Here is a 22,685-nt window from a genome sequence, read left to right on the forward strand (position 1 = left end):
CTGTCTCGTGAAAAGCCACCGTGGGTGCCAGGATCTTTCTCATTGATGAGAAAATCCTCAGATTACTTCCCGCCCCGTAGCTTGAACTTGATTGGCTTTTTCGGTTTGGGTGGGTTGGCTGCCTCTTCCGCTTCTTCTGCCGCCAACTTGGCAGCCAGTTCTGCCTGAGCAATCTCATTGTCTTTGCGACGCTGTTCATCCTGCAGTGCCTTGATCGACAAACTGATTTTGCGGTTCTCTTTGTCGATGTTCAGCACCTGCACATCCACCTGCTGACCTTCCTGCACGACATCCCGCACACGGTAGACTTTGCCCACAGAAAGTTCGGAAACGTGCACCAGGCCTTCAACGCCTGGGGTGATTTCCACAAACGCACCAAATTCCATGATGCGGGTGACTTTCCCCTGAATGCGGGAGCCAGCGTGAATACCCAGGGTTTCCCACGGACTGACGGCAAGTGCCTTGAGGCTCAGCGAGATTTTTCTGGTGGCACGATCAATTTTGGCCACTTTCACTTCGATTACCTGGCCAATCTGCAACAGATCTTCCGCCCGATCGACGCGGTGCCACGCCAGTTCGTTCATCGGAATCAGGCCATCAGCCCCACCCAGATCGACGAAGGCCCCGAATTTCTGGATCGAACGCACGGTGCCTTTCCGCACCTGACCTTCTTCCATTTCTTCCCAGAACTTGGCTTTCTGGGTTTCCCTTTCCCGTTCCAGCAGAATCCGGCGGCTGACCACCAGGTTCTTTTCCGTGGGGTTGGCTTCCGTAATTTCGCACACCAGCCGCTGGTTAATGTAACTATCGGCATTCTCGACGCGGTAAATATCAATCTGGCTGATCGGCATAAACCCACGAATGCCGTTGACTTCGACTGCCAGTCCACCACGATTGGTGCCAGTAACGCGGGCTTCGACAGTCTGCCCCACGCGGACGCTGGACCAGTCGACGCTGATTGCCGCACCCTTTTTGCTGAGGCGAATCAGGCCATTTTCATTGTCAACCGATTCAAAGTGCACATCCACTACGTCGCCAATCTGTGGTTTTTCGGCGAACATGGTCAGTGACATCAGCCCTTCCATCCGTTTACCGGGCAAGTCCAGAAATACATCATTCCCACGAATGGCAATAATGCGACCCTGGTTTTCCTCCACCTGCTTTTGGGGTGCGGGTGCCGCACTGGGGGCAGAACCACCCATCAGCGAATCGAAACCAGACATCGCTGCAGCCATTTCGGCTTCCAGTTGTTCATCCAGGGCGCGAATTTTCAGGCCGGTGGATAATTCTGTGAAGTCGATCTTCCGCTTTTCTGGCTCTTTGGGGCGCTTATCGCGATAAAACTTCCGTCGACTATCGTCTGGTTTTCCTTCCCCACCTGGTGCCGCAGTGGGGTCTGCAGGTGCCACCCCACTTTCGGGTGCTGCCGTTTCGGGTGCTGCTACCGGGGCGTTTTCTGCCACTGGTGCCGTGGGGGTGGTTTCTGGTTCTGGCGTGGGCTGGTTAGAAGGGGTATCCGTCATCATCTTGTCCTAAATCCTGTGCGTACAGTCGTTTACTTCAATTCCTTGATCTTCAGATTGCGAAATTCCGCCATGTTGCTGTGCGATTGCAGGCACACATGACCTTTCAATGGCTTATTTTTCAGTTTTTCATCGCTGGACTGGTCAAAGTTCAGCACCTCGGTGCCATTCATATTAATGATAATTTTTGGCCCACGGCAGGTGATTTCCATGGTATTCCACTCTCCCGCTGGTTTGTGGGCTGCTTTGGCGGGTGCCACATAGCGATACAGCGAACAAGTAGTATGTTTTGTTGGTGCGGCTTTTGAATCATCCAGCAACTGAATTTCGTAACTGAAAAATGAAGGCCGGCTGGCAGTTGACTTCTTCGGATCGAACACACCAGTGCGAATCCCCAGTCCACTATTGACCCCTTTTGTGGGTGACAGGCGATATTCCACGTGCCATACAAAATCGGTAAACTCTCGGTCGTAACGCAAAAAACCAAACCCCTTTCCTTCGGTACGAATCAGGCCGTTTTCCACAGTCCAGAGGGGTTTCATTTTGTTGTTATCTGCTTTGTCGGTAAAGGTTTTCGGCCCATCGATGGTCCAACCGGACAGATCTTTGCCGTTGAACTGTACGATCCACTCTTCACCATCCGCACCTAACCCCACCATCGGCAGACTGGTGCATAGACTCATCAACAGCAGATAACGCATCATCAACTCCCCAAGTGGTGCCCACGAAAACCCGCAACAGAGGTACCCATCATGATACACGGTGGTGCGGGACTGTTTAGAGCAATTTTGCCCGATTTGGCAGATGACGCACCGCCAGAGCAACTTTCGTATTGAACACCAGGTCAGCTGGAAGAGAAATCATTGAAAATGCACTGGAGCCAATTCGAGTTGTCTGCACGTTACGAACTGCTTGATATCTGTTTTTATCTTTCCATCCTGAATTGCCCAAATTGCCATTTGGTGCCGTTTCGGTGATCACCTTAGAAAACTTGAACAATTCTGGAAAAAATCCTGTTATTTTCTTGACAGTTTGGGGCCGATTTGCGATTTTACCCCTTCAGTAATTTTCTCGCAACGGTGATAGAAAAGCCCACTGAAACGGTAATTACTCTACCAACGGATATTCCATTAGTTTCGTCGACCAGGGAGGGTCAGCCATGCGTTATTTAGCCGAAGAACGTGCACAATGTTGGCGTGCGGTGGGCATTCTGCCCAGCGGTGTTGAAGTTCTCATTTTTGTGGGGCGTTCCGCTTCCAACGTGCGTGAACACTACATCACCAATTTCAACGATCCAGAACTTTTTGATGAAAGTTTCCGCACCAATGTGGAAATTCTGTCGATGCAGCGTTGGAGTGGGGCTCCAGATGCTGGCCGGTGGGAAGACATTGCCAAATTGTCGATTCCCGGCCGATCGAAGAAAACTGCCCGCGCTGCAGCCTAAAAGGCTTTTTCAGGTGCTTTGCCACTCAATCGATGCTAAACTGGTAATGAAAATCCTTTCTTGTTGAGTTTCTTCATGCCTGATTTCATTATTGATCCTGCACCGATGGTTTACATTATCCTCGTGGCGTTTACTGTTATCCTGGCTGCATTGGCCTTCCGCCGCCAAACCAGGCGGGATTTAATCTTTTTTGGTTTCGCCGCTGGTATCTTACTTACCTGGTTCCTGCTCGACCGTGCCTATGAAAGTGGGCGGGAACAGGTCAACCGCAAAATCAGCGAAATGGCGGAAGCCAGCCAGTCGAATGATTACAAGAAAGTCTTTGATAATATTTCACCCACGTTCAAGTATAAAGCATTGAACAAAGATGGGTTATTTCAACTGTCCCAGCGTGGGAAACAGTTTTTAACCGATGGCGTGGAACTGTGGGGAATGAACCGTCAGTCGTTCAAGCAGATCAATCCCACCACGATTGAAATGGGCTTCAATGCCCAAGGGAAAGGGATGCCACAATCTCTGCGTTATTGCGTGGGAGTGTTCCAGAAAGAAGCAGATAATGAATGGCGGATGACCAGTTTCCGACTGTACAATCCGGTGCAGAAAGACAATGGGGAAGAAGATCAGATTCCAGGTTTTTAGAAAATTATCATGAGTTTTCTCTCACAACTTAACTGTGCCACTGAATCACTGCATCACGTGGGATGACCACAATTCCTTCTTCGGACACATGAAAACCCCGTCGGCGGTCCAGATCCAGGTCAAAGCCAACGGTTGTGTCACACGGAATGACGGTATTTTTATCGACAATCGTGCGTCGAATGCGACAATTCCGCCCCACCTGCACTCCGTCGAACAGGATAGAATCTTCCACCACTGCATAACTGTTGACTCGCACCCGTGGGGAAAGCACGCTACCCCGAACATGGCCACCAGAAATGATGCACCCAGGCGACAGCAGACTGTCAAATGCCTCCCCACGTCGGGCCGCACCTATTTCGCCGGGCATGTTATGTACCAGTTTCGGTGGAGGATCATGTTCATGGTAGGTGCGGATCGGCCAGTCTCGATCGTACAGGTCCAGTTGCGGTAAGGCAGTCGTCAGGTCGATATTCGCCTCATAAAAAGCGTGAATTGTACCCACGTCTCGCCAGTAGGCACTCACCCCACCGGGAGAACTCGTTTCTGTAAAAGGAAACGCAAACACGCGGTGCGTCTCAATCAGCATGGGAATCAGATTATGCCCGAAATCGTGATGGCTCCCACCGGCATTCTGATCTTCAATCAATTGTTCAAATAATAGATCGGTGTTAAACACATAAATGCCCATCGAACCGAGACAGTGATCGGTGCTGCCTGGCATGGGGGGGCAGGTGGCAGGTTTTTCGACAAAATGCCGAATACGGTACGAATCGTCGACCTGCATAATCCCAAACTGATCGCTTTCGGTAATCGGCACTGGAATACAACCGATCGTCAGATCCGCACCACGCTCGATATGAGACTGAATCATCGGGCGATAATCCATGCGATACACATGATCCCCAGCCAGAATCAGGGTGTAGCGACGTTTTTCTGCTTCAATCGTATAGATGTTGTGGTAAATCGCATCTGCGGTTCCACGATACCATTCTTCGCTGGTGCGTTGTTGTGGGGAAAGAATTTCGATGTATTCCCCCAGGCTGCGGCTGAGAATATTCCAACCTTCCCGGATATGCTGGTCCAGGCTTCGCGATTTGTACTGTGCCAGTACCATCACCTGTCGCAGATCGCTATTCAGACAGTTGGATAATGTGAAATCAATGATTCGGTAAATCCCACCGAATGGCACTGCTGGTTTGGCTCGGTGCCTCGTCAGGGGGTCTAAGCGCTTCCCGCGGCCACCTGCCAGAATAATTGTTAAGACATCGCGCATGGTATATCCTCACGGCGAAGGGCGATCTCCCACCCATCGTACATGAAAATTTCCGATGATGCTGCAAGATTTTCTGATTTCCTGCGTATTTCCGCTTTGACAAAGCGAAAGCTTACAAGGCGATCAGCGGCTTTCTGAACAAAGTGCAGGAAGACTCTCGTGCCGCTTTTGGCTATCGCACCCCTGGGAATTCTCCCACGTCGAATGCGGTAGGTTATTGTCTCGCCATTACACTGGTTGGACACCAACCCACCCAGCACTGCAAAAGGGTGTCAAGCGTTTGTCGAAACTTTCACTTTAGTTGCCAGCCACAGAGCCTGCCACGGTGAATCGGGTGCCGATCAACATGTATACCTTCTACTATTCCACTCAGGTCATCCATTTTTATGATGGTCCCGAGTTGAAAGCATTCAATCCAAAGATACGTGATTCGCAGACAGAACAAATCAGGTGATCAGAACCTTAATGGTAACTGGGCACCACCTGTATGTGACTGCTGACCCTGGAACTCTATTACCACCTGCCAGGATACAAACGCCGTTCCGCAGGCGGTATCGTCGATCTCGACCAATAATTTCTGTAGGATTATTTTGGTGTGTCCTGTTTGGGCTTTTTCAGAAAAGTGCCCATGTGTTGTTCATGGGATATTAATCAGTTGTGGGGATGAAACATCATTTCAGCCGTGGGAACAAAGGCTTCAATTTACCTTCAACCAGTTCCGCCATAATTCGCAAATCTTCGGGCTGCGATCTCAACTCGGTGGCATCGGCATATTTTACCTGATCCCACGGGATATCGAAGTTGAAGCTGTTGTAGATCGTCGCTGCCGACGTGGGGATAAACGGCTTCAGCAGAATACTGGCAATCCGCAGCGACTGAATCGCATTGAAAATCACCTGTTTCGCTGCTTCCATGTCGGTTTTCACCAGCTTCCATGGTGCATTACTCTCCAGATACTGGTTCGTTGGGGTCAGCAGTTCCAGAAAAATGGTCTGCAATGCCATGTTGTAGCGGCAGGTTTCCACCAATTCCCGCACTTTCCCCACAAACAACGCCAGATCCAGGCCGGGCACTGCGGGTTGGGGCAGTTGATTGGCAGTGCCTGTCAAAGCAGAATTAAAGTTCTTCGCCGGAATGGTGACCACGCGGCTGAGCAGGTTCCCAAGGTTATTGGAAAGTTCGCTGTCGTTAACCTCTTCGTAGCGTTCTCCACTATAGTCGCCATCGTCCGGGAAGGGGCATTCCCTCATGAAGTAATATCGGTAAACATCGACGCTGCTCTTTTCGATGATTTCGCGTGGCTCCTTCACATTGCCCAACGCTTTACCCATTTTGGTGCCATTGATATTCACAAATCCGTGGCTGAACACCTGCCGTGGCAGTTCCTCACCCGCAGCCCACAACATCGCGGGCCATATCAGCGTGTGAAAGCGTGTGATATCCTTGCCGATGAAGTGGACATCGCACGGCCAGTATTTGCGAAACTGCTCTTCATCATCGCCGTAGCCAATGCCAGTAATGTAAGTTAGCAGGGCATCGAACCAGACATAAATGGTAAATTCCGGATCAAATGGCAGTGGGATGCCCCACTGTTCCCCCTGGCGGGAAATATTCAGGTCGAGCAGCCCATCCACTTCCAGAATTCCCAGCATTTCGTTGCGGCGGATTTCTGGCTGAATAAAATTCGGATGATCTTTCAAATGTTTGATTAATCGATCCTTGAACGCCGACAACCGAAAGAACCAGCACGGCTCGGAACGACGCACCAACGGGCGATTGTGGTTGGGGCAGTTGCCGTTGTTATCCTTGTGAACTTTGTCCGATTTGAACTCTTCGCACCCTGGGCAGAACCAGCCGGAGTACTCCCCCTTATAAATGTGGCCGTTGTCGTACACTTTTTGGATGAACTTTCGGCAACAGTTTTTGTGGCGTTCGTGGCTGGTCTGGATGAAGACATCGTACTGAATGTCCAGCAGGTCCCACACTTCGCGGAACTGTCTGGCCATATCATCGCAGTATTCCTGGGTATCACGCCCCAGTTCGGTGGCTTTGTCTGCCACCTTCAGGGTGTTTTCGTCATTCCCCATGAGCATGACCACATCGTACCCTTCCATCCGGCGGTAGCGTGCCTGCACATCGGCACCCAGCTTCTCGAAAGCGGTACCAATGTGGGGTCTGCTGTTGGGGTAGTCAATCGCTGTGGTTTGGAACCAACGCGGTCGCTCGCTCATGAAATCTCCTGACGCACCAAGTTTCCCAGAAATAGAGGAGTTGTTTTACCGTTTGTTCACGAAAATGGCGAATTATAAGCCAGAACTGCCTACAAGTAGAATGTCTATCAAAGTGATCATCTTAGTAGGCAAAAAAGGCATTCAGATTTACCTGTTCTTCATCATTCCTTCATGAAATGGGAAGGAGACGCCGATATTCTGCCCAGGTCGCAGAATGTAACGGTTGGCATCGTCGGTGTTGTTGAAGTCAATTGTGACCCGCACGCGACCGCTGGCGTCCAGTGCATCATCCACAAACGTGGTAGTGGCATCGAAGCGGGTACCCAGTTTTGCGGTGGCAGGTAACTTCCAAAGGTGTACTTCGCCTCGATTGGTACCCACCACAATAAATGGTTCGGTGGCATTCGGTGAGAAGGCAGAATGCAGTGCGATTCCCCCACGTGGGCAGTAGAGGCGGGCCACTTCGTAAGGTTCATCGGTTGTGGTGCCGCTGGTCCAGATCTGCACGGTTTGTTCATTCGTGTTCATCGTGGCAATCCAACGCTGGTTCCCACCTGCCAGTTTGGGTGAGAACTGGGCAAACTTCTGAAAGCGGGCGGTATCCAGGCTACTGTGGATGGAATTCACTTTCTGCCCCAGCCCCAGGTGGTACATATCCAACTGGTTACGGCTGGCATCGACCAGAAGAAAACGCCCGTCTTCAGTTACCCCAGGGTGGGCTACATCGCCAGTTCGCTTTTCGATCACAAAATCGACTTCAGCACCAGTGGCACCCACTTTCCAGACAATAATAGACGGTTCTTTCCCTGCCGAAACCACTTTCCCCTGGGGGGTAAAGGTCAGCGAAGTGATGGAACTATAGTGTTTTTGCTTCGGGAAGGTATATTTCAACTTGCCCTGAGCAACATCAATCATGTAAATGCTTTTTTCATCTGCGGTTACCAGCCAGTTGCCATCGGGCGAGAATGCACTCGCTTGCACGCCACCTTCGTGCTTCAATTTGGTTTCTCCATCCACCATCACCGATGTGGGTGCTGGCAACGTCAGATCAGCGATCGCCAGATCGTAAAGCATTGCAAAGCCGTCATCTGTACCCAGCAGCACCTTCGGTGCGGCTGCACCTGGTGCGGTAACGGCAATGTTCGTAATCTGGTTGCGGGTGCGTAGTACTGCTTTTGTCAGCAGGTCCTGCCCCCAGATCATCAGCCGGCCATCTTTGCTGGCAGAAATAATGAAGGTTTCCTCACCAACTGTGGTGGTGGCTAAGCCCACAATCGGCACGTTGGTGGGGTGTTTATCAAACGTGGTCAATGCAGGAAGTTCGTCCGGTGCGGCCAGTTTGACCGGTTGACCGGTGCGAAAACTGCCCAGATACTCACGCGGCAGGGTGGCTTCTGCCCGCAAGCGGGAAAGGTTATGCAGCACCAGAATCGGATCAGTGGCCTTCACCGACTCCTTACGGTGCTTCAGCACCTGCACCACAATTCCATCGAATGGTGCCACAATTTTGTGGCGTTCAATCTGAAGTTTCGCTTTGTTATTTTCCGATTTGGCGACTTCAATCTCGCCCTGTACCTTGGCTTGATCAATCCGATAACGTGCACGCGACAGCAAAGTATTAACAAGTTCCGAAAACGGGATGGATTGCGAATTGAGTCCTTTCTGCATTCTGGCAAGCAACTCATCAGTAATTTTCAATGCTTCAGTAGCCTCTTTAATCTCGGCTTCGGCTGCAGCGGCACGCGTCAGGATAATTTCCGATTCATATCGAGCAAGGCGATCATCCAGAAACACAATCGGTGTGCCTTTCTTTACACGGTCGCCCAGGGTCAGCCGGCGGTATGCCTTGCCATCTTCCGTGCGGAACAAATCCGAATTAGCGGTATCATCGGTAGTTTCGATCCCCAGCCAGGCAATTTCACCATCCACCTGACTGGAAATATCCGATTTGTCAAAAACAACTGTCAAGCCGTTGCTGGTGACCCCTGCAGGCGCAAACCGCGTCAGGGAATCTGCATCGGCATATTCGTCGTATTGAAATAAAGGATCTCCCAGCACCATGGGTGCGTCGGTTGCATCCGATTTACTTGGACTGCCCAGGTCGACGTTAGGGTTCGATGGCCCGCAGCCAACCAGAAAGCCAAACGTCAGGCATGCTGCGAGCTTGGGAATATGCAAAATATTCAAAGTTTTCATGAATCGATCCGATCCCTTTCCGTGGGTCAGAAAAGGTAAAAAACAACTTTTTCGTAGAGAAATTCCCACACACCGTAGAACATCGAATAACCCATGGCATGTTTGCCGCAGCGGATTTTCGCACTGATTTCCGCATCGGTCACCAGCAGCCGCTCGTCCAGGTGGTATTCTTTGGGAATGTCGGCGGTATTCATGCGAACATACGCATATACCACTGGTTCGCTTTCATTCTGGTCATCGCGGTTGGGAATCGCTTCCGCAGTAATATCTTTGCGGGAGAGCTTCCCTTTCCCCTGATATCCAGGGGTGGGGGCACTGCGGGCCAACACGTCGACCCACAGGAATTCATCGTCGCTCTGGCCTGGGTATGCCCGCAGCACCTGACCGATATGTTTCTGTGGGATTTTCAGCACAACCAGCCAGCCACCATCCACGTTCCCTAAACGTAGCAGAGAATCGCTGGGTTTCACGGTTTTGCCCACCAGTTCTTCGCGAAAATCTGGTGTTACCACACGCCAACGCTGGGCACCCGAGAGAGATGGTTTAACGGATGGTGCCAGCACCTGAAACAACCCGGGGCGGGACAGATCGCATAGAAATCGCTGCTCATAAAAGTTCAGTTGGCTTTGCAGTTCGCTGGTTTCTTTCAACAATTGCGAACGCTCGGTGCGTAACTGCTCTTTTTCCTGAAAAGGGGTCTGGGAGCTATTAATTCGGCCTTCAATGGTGTTGATTTTATCTGCCATCCCACGGAGCTGGGATTGGATCGCGGTAATTTTCAGTTCAAATTCGGTACTTCGCATCAATGCAACTGGCGAGGCGGGTAAAATCGTGTCATCGTGCTTCACCCGAAACTCGACCACCTGGCCTTCCGCATCGGGATAGACATACAACCGGTCCAGTGGGGCCAGTTTGCCACCCGCATCCACTTTCAGGTCGTAGGGAATGAACACCAACGCACAGAGAAGTGCGGCAAAGAGGAATAATCCGGTAAACAGCCAGAAGCGTGCCTTACCGCCCAACCCCTGCTGGACCCGTTTCAATGGCCACCAAAGCGGCTTCAGGGGGACCTGCTTCATTTCCGATGCGTTATATAACGCACCTGCAGCATGACTGCCCACGATTTCCAGTTTCTTTTCCAGCAAATCGGTCTTTGCAGGTGGGTCGAACACTTCCATCATCAGTGCCGAACGCACCACTTTGAGCTTTTCGTTTGGCTTTGGCTGTTCCCGTTCATCACGTAAAGGGATCAGCACCAACAATTTCGGGTTTTGCTCCCGCAGATAGTTATTCAGTGCCTCATACACTTTCGGTGGCAGGGTTTCATCGTTTTCGCCACGATATTCCAGCCGTTCACCCCACTGAATGACCGAATCGAACAGCTTTCTCATTAAAACGATGTGGGAACTGGCTTTTTCGACCACATCCGCCCCGCTGACGGCTTCGATCGTGGTTTTTCGGCCGTGCCTTACTCCCACACAGATGCGGTCACATTCAATCAGCCGACGGCCTTCGTTTGCCACCACGTACGCCACCTGGGTGGGGTCCAGTGATGCATGAATCTGCTTGCTGAACGCATCCAGCATTGTCCAGATTTTTTCCTGGCCGATCGTTTTGCGGTTGGTGTTGTTGCGGACGAAATTCGATGCAAAACCGGCCACCTGCAGCGTATATTTCAGCAGATCATCGGGGTGCATCGTGGGCTTCTGGAAGATTTCCAGCATCCCCAGCGTGCGGTTGTCTTCATCCAGAATGGGTGCGAATGCCAAGACTAGATTGGTCGGATTACCCGCTTCGGGATGCCCATCTGCCAGTGCTTTCGGCCCCAACAGTCCCTGGGCGTTCTTTTCAAACGCCACGCTCAGCAGTTCGTTGTGGAATTTCCGGCCTTCGGAGTGGTCATCCAGCCCGATTTTTTCCAGATTGACTGTGACTGCAGGCTGCAGCATCCCCTGTGGGGTGCGTAACCACACCGCACCGGCAGGTGCGTCGATCCCACTGAGGCCCTTGCGGACCAGTTCCTGATAGAAGTCGGCAGGGGACATTTCAGAACCCGACAGTGCCGCCAACTGTTCGATGGTAATTTCCACCTGGCGTCGGAGCTGTCGAATACCTTCATTGGATGCAGGCTGGCTGCTCATGGAATCCTGCCACGAGTAAGAGGGAGAATCTGCGAGAAATAAACCGTCTACGATTTCCGCATATCGTTAAGACAGTTTATTTGTATTGTCAAGCGAATGCAAGAAATCTGGGTGGATTCGGGGGTTTTCCAATGTAGTCGGGGTTGGCGTAACCCGCACAAGAGGCGTAAACGAAGAAGTGTCAATTCGCAATATTGCAATATTGCGATTCATGATTGTTGCTTGGTGACAAGATGAGAATGCGTGATAAGTTTACACGTAAATAGTTGATCGAAAAGCTAATTTTCCGGCACCGAAATGAACCGGTAGGTTCGATTCACCATCTAAATATTCGTGGCAACTAAGTTATTCGAACCCGAGAGATTCCACTTCCATCATTCAAAGCTCGTGATATGATTGAGAATGGAGGTAATCCTCAATGGTAGAAATCCCAACGGTGAGATTCTTCTGCATTTGTGAAAAAGCAGAACGAAATCCCAATGATGGTTCATGGAGTTTGCACAATATCTACCATACGGCTTATCTTCCGAAACAATTCGATAGAGTTGAGGAAATGTACGCCCACATCCAGTTAACGGATGGAATTGGCGAAGCAATGATCGGACTGAAAGTAGAATGGGCGGACCTAGCAAATCCCAAAAGGAATCAATTGGTAGATCGAATTCCGTTAGGTACGATCAACTTTACTGATCCCTGGAAGGTAGTATCACGGACGATCAGGTTTGCAGAGATTCCAATCCCGAATCCAGGTCAGTACCGTTTCAGTTTGGTATTGAAGGATCAAGCACTGCAAGGTGGTGAAGTTTATTTGCGGATTTTGCAGGGAGAATGAAAATGACAAACAAAGAAAAAAAATCCGGCAAATTAATTACCCGCACTGATAGCGAGCCAATCATCGTCGTTAACTGTGCTAACTGGCCAGATAGTGGTGACCCTGAAAGAACCACTGGAAAGTTTGTCACGAATACGCCTTCAGAGCCAATTACCTTAGTAGATTGTTCGAACTGGGTACTTGATCGACCATACATCAAATTAACATTTACGAGGAATGAGAGTGCTTCCCCTGCCCAGTTGCAAACTCGTATCGAACAGGTGATGCTTGCACTACACGACCTTCGGCCTGAATTGGAACTGAAGTATGACCAAGACCGTTCTGAAATTGTTGATATCGATGGCACACAAACGGCAATCGTCGCCCTGACGCCTCAGGCAGATCTGCCTGATCTTGCAGAGAAACTGCGGGATTTGTTCCAAGAAGTCAGAAAAACCCTTTTTTCACAGGATCCTGACGATAGCCAACAAATTAGTGAAGAATGCGAACTTGTAGCAATGGACTTAAATTCATGAGTGAACCAACGCTACCAACGGAAGAGGAGATTGACCGACTTCCTACATATGCACGAGTGGCATTCGCGGCACGGTGCGCGCGACGTGCCCAGCCATTGTTTCAAAAGCATTGGCCAGTAGCATCTATTCAGCATTTGAAAGCAATTGAGAACGCTATTCGAATCGCAGAACAGGCCGCCTATTCCTACGCCGCCGCCCACGCCAAAGCCACCACCATAGCCAGAGCGAGAGCCGCCGCCGCCGACGCCGCCACCAGAGACGCCGCCGCCACCAGAGACGCCGCCGCCACCAGAGCCGCCGACGCCGCCGCCGCCGCCAGAGCCGCCGACGCCGCCGCCGCCGCCAGAGCCGCCGACGCCGCCGCCGCCGCCGCCGCCACCGCCTACGTTGCCTACGTCTTCAGAGGCGCCGCCGCTGCCGCCGCTGCCGCCGCTGCCGCTGCCGACGCTGGGGTAGATATTTCCGATCTTCGTAATGACTTTGAGTATCTTCTGCAAGAATCACGCTGGCGTGGTAAATCGCCTGTACCTCTTACCTTCTTTCCTCCGCTGCCACAACTAGATGAGAAAATAAACCAACTAGAAGATAGCGATCTAGAGGAACTCGCGGGGGACAAAGAAGTGTCATTGATCGTTCGTGCCTATGCCAGACCCGGCATTACTGCCACTGAATTAGCACCGAAACTCGTTGAAATGTATACTGCCCTCAACGAATATACACTCGCCAAATACGGCAGGCATTTGGCACGTGATGGCTTTCGTCGTTTGCTGCTTTCCCACGCCAAACACCCGGTGCCATCATGAGTGAACTCAGCCGGGAACCGGCCCCAATGGATGTTGAAGGTGCGGAACTCCGCCTGCACGCCATCCTGCCACCTGGCGCTGCTAAGCATCTCTGTGACTTGATCGAGGCACTATACAGTCAATCGAACACATCAGAAATAACTGGCTCTCAGGAGCTTGACGTGATTCCCGATCCTGTGATCGCTTCTGCATTCGAAATGGCAGACCAGGATTTGGCTGATGCAGAACAACAATTTGCTGCCGAGGAAGCCAAGCGGCAACAATCGGATCAGCCTACTGACACCGAAGACAAGATTTATGCTGCATACGCGATACTTCTTGACATTGCTGCAGACCCAAACGTAAAGTTCAAACTGCAAATCGAAGAGTGACGTTGTTCTCTGCAACAAACAATTGACTCATCATCATCTGATTGAATTTGCAAATGCCGTTTTCCACTTACGTATCGAAATGGACTGTTATTTTCACTAACAGCGGAGAAGCTGGGCACAAAACAGATTCCTGAAGTGGGCATGGTTATTTGGCAATTTGCCTACAATACCAGATATGCGAATACTGCACACTGCCGACTGGCACCTTGGTGATCGATTGGGCCGCCAGGATCGTACCGCCGACTTACGCACCGCTGTTGAACAGGTGGCCAAATACTGCCACCAGGAACAGGTCGATCTACTGCTGGTGGCGGGGGACCTGTTCAGCGAACTGGCCCGCCCGGATTCACTGCGGGATACGATTCGGCATTGGGGCGCTACTTTCAGCGATTTTCTGCACCAGGGTGGGACAATTATCACCCTGACCGGCAACCACGACAATGAAGTTTTCTGCCGCACATTGGCTGAGGCGATGGAACTTGCTGCACCAGAAGCAGTTACGGCAGATGGTGTTGCCAGTCGTGGGCGGTTTTATCTGGCCACGGAACCAACATTTTTTCGGCTGTCTGCACCCAATGAAGTGCAGTTTCTGCTGATGCCTTACCCCACGCTGAAGACCTATGTGCCCGATGGCGAAAAATATTCTTCTACCAGCGCACAGGAAAAATATCAGAAACTGATGGACGCAGTGGTGGAGAGAATGAACCAACTGCGGCAATCGCCCCACGCACGGCCGAACCTGCCCATGGTGCTGGCTGCCCACCTGAATGTGGAAGGTGCCGATATTGGTAATGGGCTATTTCGCCTCAGCAGCGAACATGATGTCGTGGTCAAATTCGATCAACTGGCCAGCGATTATACTTATATCGCTCTTGGCCATATTCACAAGCCGCAAGTCCTTGCAGGACAAGAACATATACGGTATTCGGGCAGCATCGAGTGCCTCGATCTAGGTGAGCATAACGACCAGAAAAGTGTGGTGATTGTTGATATTGATGAAAATGGCCTGTCCACACCACCGCGGGTGCTGCCGTTACAAACCCGTCGGGTACGTCGGGTGCTGGTCGATCGACCTGCGGTGCAATTGCCGCAACTGATGCAGCAATACCCCACCGGTTGCAACGATCTGGTGCGTCTGGAAGTGCATTATCATTCGGGCGAAGATAATCTGGAACAGATATTGAAGGATCTCGAAGTGATTTTTCCGCACTACTATACCAGAGAGTGGTCTGAAAAACTGGATCTGGGACCGGTGATGCCCCTGTCTCAGGAAGAAATCAGAACACTCAGCTTTCAGGATACTGTGCGGCAATATGCGATGGAGCAGTTGCTCGATCAGCCCGAATCCGAACGGAACGCACTTTTGGAACGCCTGGAACAATTATTGGATCAGGAAGCGACCAGTTCCTGAAGTACCATCCGTACTGCACCAACCCACCTGGATTTCGAATGGAAGTGATATGATTCCGCAGCGCCTGACACTTGAAGGTTTTTTAAGCTACCGCACCGCCCAGACCATTGATTTTTCCAATGCGAACATCTGGATGCTTTCTGGTGCCAACGGCAGCGGGAAGTCGGCTGTTTTTGATGCGATGACCTATGCCTTGTACGGCTACCACCGTGGTGGGGGCAGTGGCTACACGGAATTGATCAACAAACAAGCCAATGAAATGAAGGTCGCATTTGAATTTCAGATTGATGGCAAAAATTATCTGATTAAACGTGGCTATAAACGCACCCGTGGGGGTGATCAGGCGATTTTTGAACGTCTGCCGGGTGCCAAGAACTGGACTCCCATCCCACAGACAGACAAAGTGAACGATTTCAAGGAATGGATTCAGACCCACGTTGGGCTGGATTACATCGCGTTCACTTCCAGTGTGCTGCTGTTACAGGGGAAGGCGGAAAAACTGCTCGACGAAAGCCCGAAAGGGCGAGCGGAAGTTCTGAGCAAAATCGTCAACCTGGAGCGGTATGTCAATTTGCATAGTTTGGCAGATGGCAAGCGAAAATCGTTAAAAGGTCGCCAGGATATCATTCAGGAGCAGTTGGCTCATGTGCCAGAGGTGCTGCCAGCAGATCTGGAAGCAGCAAATGCCCATCAGGCGCTGATGCAGGCCCAGTTTCAGGAAATTACCCACCAGATTGAACAGTTGCAGCGATTGCTGGCAGAAGCCACCTTATGGAATGAAATCAAGCACCAGATGGTGAATCTGGAAGGCCAACTCACCAAACAGCGTCAATTACTGCAGCAGGCGGGGGCGTTAGAAACCAGTTTTCGCCGGTATCAGGAACTGCAACTTTGCCTGCCCCATGTTGAGGTGATTCACGAACGGGAAGCGACTGTTCTTGAAAAAATACGCGAGCTTCACGAAACAGAAAAGGAAACCACCAGGCTGGAAGAACAAATTCGCAAAAAGCGTAGCGTGTTGCACGCCCACACCACTCAGCGTGCGGCAATACTGGAACAACAACGCACGCTGGAAACCGAGTTGGCCGAAACGAAGGAAACTCGGGCAGAACTTGCCCAGGTGATTGGCAAACTGGATCAATACGAAGAACTGCTGCAGCGAATTGAAAACGACCGCGTGGCTTTGGATGCTTTGCCGAAAGATCTGCAAGAGCAGGTGGCTACTGTGCAGCAACAGGCCGATGAACTGGCGGAACTGGGGCGCTGGCAATCTCACCTGGTGCATATCGCCCAGAACCGCCAGGAATTGATTCAGTTACGGCAGGAACTGGTCGAATGCGAAGAAGAGAAACGCAAGCTCACGGAGCAGGGGAAAGCTGCGGGAAAGAACGACACCAGTTGTCAACAATTGCTTGCTCAGGCGAGTGCTCATAGTAAAGTCGCCGCAAGTGCTGCGACACAAGCCAAAACGTTGTACGAACAGGCGAAACGTCTTGCAGATGAATTCGAGCACCTTGATGGGCAACAGATCTGCCGTGTCTGTGGGCAGGAATTAACGCCCGCCCACTTTCTGGAAGAAAAGACCCGCCGCACCAAAGCGATGAAAGAAGCTGCTAAAGAAGATCGAAAAGCTCAGCAGGCACTGGAGGCAGCTGAAAAGGCAGAAACTGAAGCTCGAAAGAAAGCAGAAGAAGCTACTAATCTGGTAGAGCAGGCACGCAAAGCCTATCTGGATAACAAAAAACAAACCAAAGACCTGACAGACGATTTACAGCAGTTAGAGCAGAAGCTGGCTCAGGCGTTTCATGTGTTACCAAACCAGTTGCAGGGGAAAATTGCCCCCACGGTGCCAGCAGACTGGGCGGTGACACGATATCCCAGTGCGGCTGACCTGAAAAAATTAGAAACCCAGTTGCGGCAAACGGATGCGTTACGCACCCGCCTAAAGCAATTACAGCAGCAATTAAACCACCGGAACACGCTGGTGGGGGCATTTGAATCGTTAAATCAGCAATTGGCTGATCATCGCAAACAATTACCAAATAAGGACTTTGGCGAAATTCGTGCCAATTATTTGCACATTCAAACTAATGAGAAATCATTTCAGAATAAAATGGATGATATTCGAAAGCAACGCACCGCGGCGGATCAGGCACAGGAAAAATATACCCAGGCCGTAAATGAGGCGGAGCAGCAGTTGATTCGGATTCAAGGCGAACTACGATCATTACGCACCGCACGTGATGAAGCCCAGCAGACTATCACGCGGGCTCGGGAAAGTCTCCCCAGCCACTGGCAACAGATCAGCACCAACGTGGGGCTGGCAGATCTGAACCGTTGGAAAGGTGAGCTGGAAGGGCTGATTCGCGACCAGATTGCAGATAAGTACGAAAAATCACGCACGGCCCAATCGGTGATTCAGCTTCTGGAGGGGGAATTGCAGAAAGTAATGGTGCGGGCAAACACCATTTCCTCAGAAGCAAAAGTGCCACCGGAACAGGTGTCGCAACGGATCGAAACCATGAAAGCCGCTTCCCAGAACAGCCAGGCCCAGTTGAAGGAAGCCGAAAAACAGGTGGATCTGTTGTTATCCCGCGTGAAGATGCGGGAGGAATACCAGACGCAGGTGCTGGAAGCTGGCAAAGAATTGCAATATTACGATATACTCACACAGTTATTAGGGCGGGATCGCTTGCAACGGTTTTTGGTTCGTACTGCCGAACAGCAGATTGTCTTTTTTGCGAACGCGATTCTGGATCGGCTGTCGAGTGGCAGTCTGGCACTGCAAATCGCTCCCACCGAGGAAGGAATTGAAGAACGTGCTCTGCACCTGGTGGTGATCAACCGCCACACAGGTGATGCGGCCATCGGAGTTGAGTTTCTCAGTGGGAGTCAGAAGTTTCGGGTGGCTGTCAGTCTGGCGTTGGCGATCGGGCAATATTCCAGCAGACAACACCGCCCAATGGAGTCGGTGATCATCGACGAAGGCTTTGGATCGCTGGATAACAACGGCCGTCTGATGATGTTGCAGGAATTGCAGCAGTTACAAGGACAGTTAAAGCGAATCCTGCTGGTATCGCACCAGGAAGATTTTGCTCAGGCGTTTCCGAATCGTGTGCAGTTTGATTTATCAGGTGGGGAAACGCAGGTGACGCACCTGACGATGAGTTCATGACACCAACGCCATTGTGTCAAACAAGCTTTGTAACCTTGGGTGCATGAATTGTAAAAAGGTAAAAATTACAATGTAATCTTGAAGGCCTTACAATCTTCCCCAACCGTGTTGTGTAGTCAATTCAGTAACAAACAATTCTAACTCCTTGTAATTAAGGTGCTTACAGAAAATTTCCCAAAAAATATTTCGCTTTGGCACGGTGTGTGCAATGTAGTTTTCATGTCTTGATCGAATCCTCCCCCGGAAAGATCAAGTGGTGAACCAAAGCAGCCCCCTGCTGTGGAACACAGAAACCGATGTGCATTCAGGTGAAGTACCCCCACTGACCCTGACAACTACCCCCAGTTGCGTCACAGCGGACACCTCCAGAACTATCCAGATTTCCCCAAACCCCCTTCTTCCTAAACCCCACCTCCCCGGGTGGGGTTTTTTTACGTACCTTGCACTCGAAATTGATGAGAATTACTGGTCGCTTCCCACAGTTCACCTTGGCAATTGGCCGATTGAAATCGCTTTTTTGTAGTTTTGAACCCCCGTTGGGTCGATTTCATCTATTAATATCTATTCGTAACTTTGTGCTGAACAGGTAGTGATGGCTGCAGATTTTCTTTCAATTGCGGATGAACGAGTTCTCATATTGGATGGTGGGATGGGTACCAGCCTGCACCGATATCAACCCACTGCTGCCGACTGGGGTGGGGAGCACCTGGTCAATCTGTCCGATGCCCTGGTTTACACCCATCCCGAATGGATTGCTCAGATTCACGCGGGCTACTTCGAAGCGGGGTGCGATGCAGTCGAAACCAACACATTTAACGGCAGTCATATGGTGCTGGCTGAATTTGGTATGGCTGACCGCGTGGATGAAATCAATCGCCGCAATACCCAAATTGCCAAAGAGGTGGCAAAGCAGTTTTCCACCCCCAGCCGACCTCGCTTTGTGGTGGGATCGATTGGACCTGGCACCAAAATGCCGTCGCTGACTGATCCGGCGATTTATGTTGACTTCGATACATTAGCAGATTCGTACAGAGGTCAGATTGTTGCACTGGTCGAATCTGGTGTTGATGCCCTGCTGATTGAAACTTGCTTCGATATCCTGCAGGCGAAGTGCGTGCTGATTACCGCAATTGAGGTGATGAAGCAAAAAGGGGTGAAAATTCCCCTGATGGTGCAGTTGACCATCGACCAGAACAGTGGCAATCTTCTACCTGGGACCGATATCGCAGGTGCACTGACCACCCTGACCGCTTTTACAGAGCTGGATGTGATCGGCCTGAACTGTGCGGTGGGGCCCGATCTGATGCTTTCTGCGGTAAAGCACCTCAGCCAGTTTTCGCCAAAACGGATTTCTGTGCTGCCAAACGCAGGTCTGCCCGAAAAGCGGGGTGATGATACCTATTTCCCACTGCAACCTGTTGAGTTAACCGATTGGCTGGAGCGATTTGTTACGGAATTCGGCGTGAACATTGTCGGTGGATGTTGCGGTACGACAAAAGATCACTTAAAGGTAGTCTCTGAAAGACTTTACGGCAAAAAACCGGCACCACGTCAAGTGGTGAACATCCCCGCTGTTTCCAGCCTGTTTACCACGTCAGAATTAAATCAGAACCCACGTCCGCTGCTGGTAGGGGAACGCACCAATACCAATGGCTCTCGTAAATTCAAACAACTGTTAGAAAAAGAGGACTGGAACGGCCTGGTGGAAATGGGTCGCGAACAGGAGCGTGAAGGTGTCCACATTCTGGATGTCTGTGCCGCCTACGTGGGTCGGGACGAAGTTCGTGATATGAAGGAAATCATCCGACGTTACAACGCGGTGATCACCAAGCCGATGATGATTGACTCGACGGAATGGCAGGTGATTGAGGCATCGCTGAAGTTATGTTCCGGCAAGCCAATCATTAATTCGATCAATCTGGAAGAAGGTCGTAACAAGCTGGATATTGTGGTGCCACTTGCCAAAAAGTATGGTGCGGCTCTGGTGGCACTGACCATTGATGAAGTTGGTCAGGCCGATACCGCTCAGTGGAAGTTCGATTGTGCCAAGCGGATTTACGACATCTGCGTGCACGAATACGGCATCCCACCCACCGATATCATGTTTGATCCGCTGGTGTTTCCATTGACCACAGGCCAGGAACAAACCCGCCGTAGTGCCATCGAAACATTTGAAGCAATTCGAATGATTAAGGAAGGACTGCCCGGTGCGTTGACGCACATCGGGTTATCGAATTGTAGCTTCGGTCTTAGTCCCTATTCCCGTCAGGTGCTGAACAGTGTTTATCTGCATTACGCACTGGAATATGGATTGGATTCTGCCATTCTGCATGCGGCAAAAATCATCCCACTGGCACAAATCGATGATACAGGGCGGGAGTTATGTCGTCGACTGCTGTTTGATGAACGTGGGGAAGGTGACCCACTGCAGCAGTTGATTGAACATTATGCGGACAAAAAGACGGAATCTCGCAAGACTGCCAGCCTGGGGGAAAGCGTTGAAGAGCGTTTGCAGCAGGCAATTATTCAGGGTCGGCGCGAAAGCCTGATTGCCGACCTCGATCTGGCCAGAGAAAAGTACGACCCCATCGACATCATTAACAATATTTTGCTGGCCGGCATGAAAGTGGTGGGGGATTTGTTTGGTTCTGGTCAGATGCAACTGCCGTTCGTGCTGCAATCGGCGGAGGTGATGAAGTTTGCAGTTGCCCACCTGCAGCAGTTTATGGAGAAGGTGGAAGGCACCGAAAAAGGCCGCATTGTGCTGGCCACTGTCAAAGGCGATGTGCACGATATTGGCAAAAACCTGGTTGATATTATTTTGTCGAACAATGGTTATAAAGTGTATAACCTAGGGATCAAGCAACCAGTCGAAAATATGATCCGTGCCTACGAAGAAAATCAGGCGGATGCGATTGGTATGAGTGGCCTGTTGGTGAAATCTACCGTCATCATGAAAGAAGACCTGCAGACCCTCAATGATCGTGGTTTGACCCCCACTGTCATTCTGGGTGGTGCCGCACTGACCCGCAAATACGTGGAAGAGGATCTGACGCAGCTCTATCAGGGGACTGTTCACTACGGAATTGATGCCTTCGCTGGCCTGCGGATTATGGATGAGTTGATGGCCCGCAAGAAATTCAGCAAAACAGGCAGTATGGTGCTGGATGGAATTGCGGATCGGGCTGCCAAAAATGCCAAAAGTAGCCGTGCGAAGCCAAAAAATGAGAACTCGATGAGTAAGCCGCACGTGGACGTGGTGTATCCTCGATCGGATACCCCGCCTGCACCGAACGTGCCTCCCGCCCCTTTTATGGTTCGAAAGTACGCACCGATATCACGATGGATGATATTTTCCCTTTCATTAATGAACGCACACTATTCAGCACACAGTGGCAGTTCCGGAAAGGTGGGGTGGCACTGGCAGAATATGAACGCCAAATGAGAGAAGAAGCCTACCCCGCACTGGAACGGATGAAAAAACGCTGTCTGGATGAGAATATCCTGCAGCCTTCAATTGTTTATGGGTATTTTCCCTGTGCGGAAATTGATGGTTCGCTGGTGATTTTCCGCGAAGATTCTCGCACCGAGTGGCTGCGATTTCATTTTCCACGTCAGGATCATGGTGCCCACCTGTGCCTGAGTGATTATTTTCGCAATTCTGAGAATAGCCAGCCAACGGACGTGGTGGCACTGATGGGTGTCACGATGGGGCACCGAGTGACCGAAATTGCCCAGCAGTGGTATCAGGCGGGGGATTATAAAAACTACTTGTACCTGCACGGCCTGGGCGTGGAATGTGCCGAGGCACTTGCAGAGTGGGCACACCGACATATTCGGCAGGAATGGGGGATCGGTGGTGAAGATTCCCCTGATGTGCAGAAACTGTTCAAGAAGCATTATCGTGGTTGTCGCTACAGTTTTGGCTACCCCGCCTGCCCCGATCTGGAAGATCAGGCGAAGCTCTTTGAACTGTTACAACCTGAGCGGATTGGCCTGATGCTCAGCGAGCAGTTCCAACTGGAACCAGAACAATCGACCACAGCCGTAATCCTGCACCACCCGATGGCGAAGTATTTTAATGTGACAAAAAGCCAGGACTGCACGGTACCCACCTAATTCTGCAATTTT

16 protein-coding genes are annotated in these 22,685 nt (G+C 51.0%); 10 read left to right on the forward strand and 6 right to left on the reverse strand.

Annotated features, from left to right (window positions below; translation table 11 throughout):
- Nucleotides 1-62: 62 nt before the first annotated feature.
- A complete protein-coding gene (locus R3B84_01510) occupies nt 63-1,526 on the reverse strand; it encodes a S1 RNA-binding domain-containing protein (GenBank protein MEZ6139223.1) in 1,464 nt (487 codons plus the stop codon).
- Nucleotides 1,527-1,555: 29 nt separating this feature from the next.
- Nucleotides 1,556-2,227, reverse strand: a complete 672-nt coding sequence (locus tag R3B84_01515; protein MEZ6139224.1) for a DUF1080 domain-containing protein — start codon at nt 2,225-2,227, stop codon at nt 1,556-1,558.
- 455 nt (nt 2,228-2,682) lie between these two features.
- On the opposite strand from R3B84_01515, the gene R3B84_01520 reads away from it, so the two are divergent.
- Nucleotides 2,683-2,967, forward strand: coding sequence for a hypothetical protein (locus R3B84_01520; GenBank protein MEZ6139225.1), 285 nt, complete (start codon nt 2,683-2,685; stop codon nt 2,965-2,967).
- Between the two features lie 75 nt (nt 2,968-3,042).
- Nucleotides 3,043-3,606 carry a hypothetical protein gene (locus R3B84_01525; protein MEZ6139226.1) on the forward strand — a complete coding sequence of 188 codons (564 nt, stop codon included), beginning with the start codon at nt 3,043-3,045 and terminating at the stop codon, nt 3,604-3,606.
- Nucleotides 3,607-3,634: 28 nt separating this feature from the next.
- Here the strand turns inward: R3B84_01525 and glgC are convergent, their stop codons facing one another.
- From glgC to R3B84_01545, 4 genes are all read right to left on the reverse strand, one after another.
- Nucleotides 3,635-4,879 (reverse strand): glucose-1-phosphate adenylyltransferase, encoded by a 1,245-nt coding sequence (gene glgC / locus R3B84_01530; GenBank protein ID MEZ6139227.1) that lies wholly within the window; start codon nt 4,877-4,879, stop codon nt 3,635-3,637.
- A gap of 671 nt (nt 4,880-5,550) precedes the next feature.
- On the reverse strand, nt 5,551-7,110 hold the full coding sequence (metG, locus tag R3B84_01535) for a methionine--tRNA ligase (GenBank protein MEZ6139228.1): 1,560 nt from the start codon (nt 7,108-7,110) through the stop codon (nt 5,551-5,553).
- Between the two features lie 147 nt (nt 7,111-7,257).
- Nucleotides 7,258-9,306: an HlyD family efflux transporter periplasmic adaptor subunit gene (locus R3B84_01540; protein MEZ6139229.1), complete on the reverse strand. Its 2,049-nt coding sequence runs from the start codon at nt 9,304-9,306 to the stop codon at nt 7,258-7,260.
- Between the two features lie 26 nt (nt 9,307-9,332).
- Complete coding sequence (locus R3B84_01545; protein ID MEZ6139230.1) at nt 9,333-11,447, reverse strand: hypothetical protein; 2,115 nt, start codon at nt 11,445-11,447, stop codon at nt 9,333-9,335.
- Nucleotides 11,448-11,865: 418 nt separating this feature from the next.
- Between R3B84_01545 and R3B84_01550 the strand changes: the two genes are divergently transcribed.
- From R3B84_01550 to R3B84_01585, 8 genes are all read left to right on the forward strand, one after another.
- Nucleotides 11,866-12,279 carry a hypothetical protein gene (locus R3B84_01550; GenBank protein MEZ6139231.1) on the forward strand — a complete coding sequence of 138 codons (414 nt, stop codon included), beginning with the start codon at nt 11,866-11,868 and terminating at the stop codon, nt 12,277-12,279.
- A gap of 2 nt (nt 12,280-12,281) precedes the next feature.
- Nucleotides 12,282-12,794, forward strand: coding sequence for a hypothetical protein (locus R3B84_01555; GenBank protein MEZ6139232.1), 513 nt, complete (start codon nt 12,282-12,284; stop codon nt 12,792-12,794).
- Nucleotides 12,791-13,597 (forward strand): hypothetical protein, encoded by an 807-nt coding sequence (locus tag R3B84_01560; protein ID MEZ6139233.1) that lies wholly within the window; start codon nt 12,791-12,793, stop codon nt 13,595-13,597. The genes R3B84_01555 and R3B84_01560 overlap by 4 nt, the downstream gene beginning before the upstream one ends.
- Nucleotides 13,594-13,968, forward strand: a complete 375-nt coding sequence (locus R3B84_01565; protein ID MEZ6139234.1) for a hypothetical protein — start codon at nt 13,594-13,596, stop codon at nt 13,966-13,968. Before R3B84_01560 ends, R3B84_01565 begins: the two co-directional genes overlap by 4 nt.
- A 175-nt stretch (nt 13,969-14,143) precedes the next feature.
- A complete protein-coding gene (locus tag R3B84_01570; GenBank protein MEZ6139235.1) occupies nt 14,144-15,379 on the forward strand; it encodes an exonuclease SbcCD subunit D in 1,236 nt (411 codons plus the stop codon).
- Between the two features lie 49 nt (nt 15,380-15,428).
- Entirely contained in the window at nt 15,429-18,554 is a 3,126-nt protein-coding gene (locus R3B84_01575; GenBank protein MEZ6139236.1) for an SMC family ATPase, read from the forward strand.
- A gap of 592 nt (nt 18,555-19,146) precedes the next feature.
- Nucleotides 19,147-21,999 (forward strand): homocysteine S-methyltransferase family protein, encoded by a 2,853-nt coding sequence (locus R3B84_01580; protein MEZ6139237.1) that lies wholly within the window; start codon nt 19,147-19,149, stop codon nt 21,997-21,999.
- Nucleotides 21,897-22,673, forward strand: coding sequence for a vitamin B12 dependent-methionine synthase activation domain-containing protein (locus tag R3B84_01585; protein MEZ6139238.1), 777 nt, complete (start codon nt 21,897-21,899; stop codon nt 22,671-22,673). Before R3B84_01580 ends, R3B84_01585 begins: the two co-directional genes overlap by 103 nt.
- Nucleotides 22,674-22,685: the final 12 nt, after the last annotated feature.

Origin of the sequence: Zavarzinella sp., assembly GCA_041399155.1 — a bacterium.
Classification (GTDB): Bacteria; Planctomycetota; Planctomycetia; order Gemmatales; family Gemmataceae; genus JAWKTI01.

What these genes read in the sequence shown, in the direction of transcription:
- glgC (MEZ6139227.1), bottom strand. Translation starts at nt 4,879, where the DNA reads ATGCGCGATGTCTTAACAATTATTCTGGCAGGTGGCCGCGGGAAGCGC.
- R3B84_01580 (MEZ6139237.1), top strand. Translation starts at nt 19,147, where the DNA reads ATGGCTGCAGATTTTCTTTCAATTGCGGATGAACGAGTTCTCATATTG.
- R3B84_01570 (MEZ6139235.1), top strand. Translation starts at nt 14,144, where the DNA reads ATGCGAATACTGCACACTGCCGACTGGCACCTTGGTGATCGATTGGGC.
- R3B84_01525 (MEZ6139226.1), top strand. Translation starts at nt 3,043, where the DNA reads ATGCCTGATTTCATTATTGATCCTGCACCGATGGTTTACATTATCCTC.
- R3B84_01555 (MEZ6139232.1), top strand. Translation starts at nt 12,282, where the DNA reads ATGACAAACAAAGAAAAAAAATCCGGCAAATTAATTACCCGCACTGAT.
- R3B84_01560 (MEZ6139233.1), top strand. Translation starts at nt 12,791, where the DNA reads ATGAGTGAACCAACGCTACCAACGGAAGAGGAGATTGACCGACTTCCT.
- R3B84_01585 (MEZ6139238.1), top strand. Translation starts at nt 21,897, where the DNA reads ATGGATGATATTTTCCCTTTCATTAATGAACGCACACTATTCAGCACA.
- R3B84_01520 (MEZ6139225.1), top strand. Translation starts at nt 2,683, where the DNA reads ATGCGTTATTTAGCCGAAGAACGTGCACAATGTTGGCGTGCGGTGGGC.
- R3B84_01545 (MEZ6139230.1), bottom strand. Translation starts at nt 11,447, where the DNA reads ATGAGCAGCCAGCCTGCATCCAATGAAGGTATTCGACAGCTCCGACGC.
- R3B84_01515 (MEZ6139224.1), bottom strand. Translation starts at nt 2,227, where the DNA reads ATGATGCGTTATCTGCTGTTGATGAGTCTATGCACCAGTCTGCCGATG.
- metG (MEZ6139228.1), bottom strand. Translation starts at nt 7,110, where the DNA reads ATGAGCGAGCGACCGCGTTGGTTCCAAACCACAGCGATTGACTACCCC.
- R3B84_01550 (MEZ6139231.1), top strand. Translation starts at nt 11,866, where the DNA reads ATGGTAGAAATCCCAACGGTGAGATTCTTCTGCATTTGTGAAAAAGCA.
- R3B84_01565 (MEZ6139234.1), top strand. Translation starts at nt 13,594, where the DNA reads ATGAGTGAACTCAGCCGGGAACCGGCCCCAATGGATGTTGAAGGTGCG.
- R3B84_01510 (MEZ6139223.1), bottom strand. Translation starts at nt 1,526, where the DNA reads ATGATGACGGATACCCCTTCTAACCAGCCCACGCCAGAACCAGAAACC.
- R3B84_01575 (MEZ6139236.1), top strand. Translation starts at nt 15,429, where the DNA reads ATGATTCCGCAGCGCCTGACACTTGAAGGTTTTTTAAGCTACCGCACC.
- R3B84_01540 (MEZ6139229.1), bottom strand. Translation starts at nt 9,306, where the DNA reads ATGAAAACTTTGAATATTTTGCATATTCCCAAGCTCGCAGCATGCCTG.